The sequence below is a fragment of the Clostridiaceae bacterium genome, assembly GCA_012840395.1.
In the GTDB taxonomy this organism is placed as follows: domain Bacteria; phylum Bacillota; class Clostridia; order Acetivibrionales; family DULL01; genus DULL01.
In genome coordinates this window covers 1-2,929 of sequence record DULL01000095.1, presented here as the reverse complement: position 1 = coordinate 2,929, position 2,929 = coordinate 1, and the positions used below count along the sequence as shown (strand labels likewise).

Here is a 2,929-nt window from a genome sequence, read left to right as displayed (position 1 = left end):
AGAAGGTTTATGGGAGAAGTGAATGGAAGCGATAAGCACTTCTCCTTTTCTATCCCGGCCAGGAATGAATGTAGCAAACTGCACCTGTTTGAAAGCGCTATTGATTTATTATCATATTGTACTTTGGAATTACTCTCCGGCAGGGACTGGCGGCAGGATAATTACCTTTCGCTTGCGGGTATCTATATGCCAAAGAAGGTTATTGAGGATAGTACCTTACCTGCTGCGCTCACGCAATACTTAGAAGACTTTCCGAAAATCAATGAAATAGCCTTGCATTTGGATAACGATACGGCCGGTCGGCTAGCAGCAAGAACTATTCAAAACATTCTTCCTCCAGCCTACACTGTTTCCGATGAGCTACCAAAGCATGGAAAAGATATTAATGATTATTTGAGAATTAAATTAAGGTCACAATGCCCACGAAAACATGGAAGATAACGCAATTGCCAATTGATGCCACAGTATGAAAAAGAGCCTAATTACATAAAAAATAGGCATTTATTGGTCATTCCTAATAACACAGACACTGTAGATGATAAAATAAAAATCCATGAAGAAAGGGCATATTCACTTATTGAATGGCGAAAGAATCAGTATTCAAGAATTTAGGAAGATACCACAATTCTTTATATAGGTGGGCAAGACACAAATGATGCATCTGAGACTTGCTTTTACGAAGGTGGAAAAGATATAAACCCTAATAAATTTGGCAATACTGTTGTCGAACGATGGCCAATCCCGGAAGAGCTTTATAAAATAGTAGGTTGTGATTCTGAATTTAGAATATATAAAGATATAGGTCATACTACAACGGATGAAATTGAGGAGCATATAATTGATCTTCTGATTAAAAATTCAAATTAAGTATTGGATTATGTGTTTGAAATCAAGAACCATAGCTCTATTATAGAGTGTTGGTCCTTTTTGGGGATAGCATATAGCCTTTGGTCTGCATTTTACAGGTGGATTATTTGATATTCTATCCTGGATTCCCTCCAGATTGCTTATTCAGGCTCAACACCTTATGGGCTGGCTTGAATTTCCATAACTTTGAAGTTGATACCACTGCTATTTTTGAAATCGTGATGTATGTCTTTACCCTATTGCAACTGAAAGGTATTGAGTGGATTAAACGGCAGAGTTAGAAAAATAGGATCGTGCGAATTATTCAAGCTTACCCCATTTTATTTATATTAAAGATATAACGCATCAGACAAAGCGTGTATCAATATCCAGGGTAAAAGTGTTCCAGTTTTTTGATATCCATATGCCATAAAAATACCAAACAGAAATAAATCTGCAATATTAGAAAAGGAGAGTAATAAGTTACCATTATAAATCCTGAAGAAATAATCCGGGAAATGCACTAGACTGAAGGCGATGGTACCTACTAATAATGCAATAGGAACTTTTCTGAAAATGTTGTTCGCGGAACGGAATATAATTCCTCTATGAAAGAATTCCTCGCATAATGCGGGGTAAAGAAGGCTATAAACAAAACCCCAGATTTTTTTAATGGTAATACCACTAGAGAAAAACATAACTAAATATATACTGAGAATAGGCCAGCTTGCTCTTGCGTATCTTAGTGAAAAAAGGTCTTTAAACTGATAACCCAGCAGCTTAAATAAAATAAATGGTATAAGTACATAAAACAGATTACCAAGGATTATGTTCCTAATTTGTTCCGGTAGTATGAAACTTGTGATATCTGAAATGGATTGTGAGAGTCTTCCTATAATGGATATCAGATGGTCGTACCCCGGCAGGTAAGAAAGTATTGGGAGCCCGGAAAGAATGTCTTTTCTTTGAAGATTGTCTATTATTGTTGTAAAAAGGAATAAAAAATAAACTGCAGAAGTAACCAATCCTTTTTTTGCTATCCTCATATCAATTAGAAAGGTTTGCTTATTTTCGTCGCTGTTATTTGAGGCTAGGTTGACTGTATACATTCCCGCAACATACATCACGGCACCCATGATACCGCTGCGAAATGCTATGAAATAGGATGCACCGTAGGCTAAATTGCTGATGGCTTTGAGCAGTATATATGAAGCAATTATGGCTACAAAGAGTAAGTTAGAAAATAGTTCATTATAAAAAATTTTATTTTTCAACTTAATTAATGGAATCATTAGTTCACCCTTCCTGGTGATTATATATCTAAAATTATACCAAATTTATTTAGAGAATGTAAAGTATGCTTTACAAAATTATATTCTAATTTATATTTTTATGGAAAGCACACTTGACAAAGTTTCAAATATTATATATATTGGGATGGAAAGTTAACCTTACACATTGATAGGAGTCAATAGATTTGAAAAACAAGTTGGAGGAAATAAGAAAATCCAGGGGCATACGGCAGGAACAATTGGCGGCAGCACTCCGGGTTTCTCGTCAGACTATCGGATCCCTGGAAAACGGGCGCTACAATCCATCGATAATACTAGCATTTAAAATAGCCCGATATTTTAACTTATCCATTGAGGATATTTTTATCTATGAGGAGGAACCGGAACTGTGATGAAACGTATCGGAATCTATGTTTTACTATCTTCAACAGGCATGATTCTACTGCTATTGGGGTTGTTTTCAGAAAAACCTATGCAATCCGGTATTCTGGCCACAGTAGGAATAATTGTACTGGGGATTTCCGCGGCGAAGGCCGCACCCCTGCTTGCAAGGAAAGAAGCAGACGAGGAAGGCAGCAAAATTGAATGGCGAGATGAACGCAATACGGTGATACGTGAAAAGGCGGCTTGGTTTTCGGGCATGACCTTAATAACGGCCATGAGCGTCAGTGCGTTCGTTTTGGTGCTGGCTGATCAACTTATAGGGGCATACGTAATAGCGGGTTTGCTACTATTATATTCGTTGAGCATTATAGCTTTCTCGGCCTATTTCAGTAAAAAACTATAGTTTT

The 2,929-nt window shown here is 36.9% G+C and carries 4 protein-coding genes; 3 read left to right on the top strand and 1 reads right to left on the bottom strand.

From position 1 onward, the window contains the following. Window positions 1-441: toprim domain-containing protein (locus GXX20_10605; GenBank protein HHW32103.1), on the top strand; the 441-nt coding region annotated here is incomplete at its 5' end. Window positions 442-1,196: 755 nt separating this feature from the next. Here the strand turns inward: GXX20_10605 and GXX20_10600 are convergent. Further along, a complete protein-coding gene (locus GXX20_10600; protein HHW32102.1) occupies window positions 1,197-2,138 on the bottom strand; it encodes a CPBP family intramembrane metalloprotease in 942 nt (313 codons plus the stop codon). Window positions 2,139-2,323: 185 nt separating this feature from the next. Between GXX20_10600 and GXX20_10595 the strand changes: the two genes are divergently transcribed. Both GXX20_10595 and GXX20_10590 read left to right on the top strand, forming a co-directional pair. Then, window positions 2,324-2,530 carry a helix-turn-helix transcriptional regulator gene (locus GXX20_10595; protein HHW32101.1) on the top strand — a complete coding sequence of 69 codons (207 nt, stop codon included), beginning with the start codon at window positions 2,324-2,326 and terminating at the stop codon, window positions 2,528-2,530. Further along, a complete protein-coding gene (locus tag GXX20_10590; protein HHW32100.1) occupies window positions 2,530-2,925 on the top strand; it encodes a hypothetical protein in 396 nt (131 codons plus the stop codon). Before GXX20_10595 ends, GXX20_10590 begins: the two co-directional genes overlap by 1 nt. Window positions 2,926-2,929: the final 4 nt, after the last annotated feature.

Excerpts from the sequence above, each read along its gene's own strand:
- GXX20_10600 (HHW32102.1), bottom strand. The coding sequence starts at position 2,138 with ATGATTCCATTAATTAAGTTGAAAAATAAAATTTTTTATAATGAACTA.
- GXX20_10590 (HHW32100.1), top strand. The coding sequence starts at position 2,530 with ATGAAACGTATCGGAATCTATGTTTTACTATCTTCAACAGGCATGATT.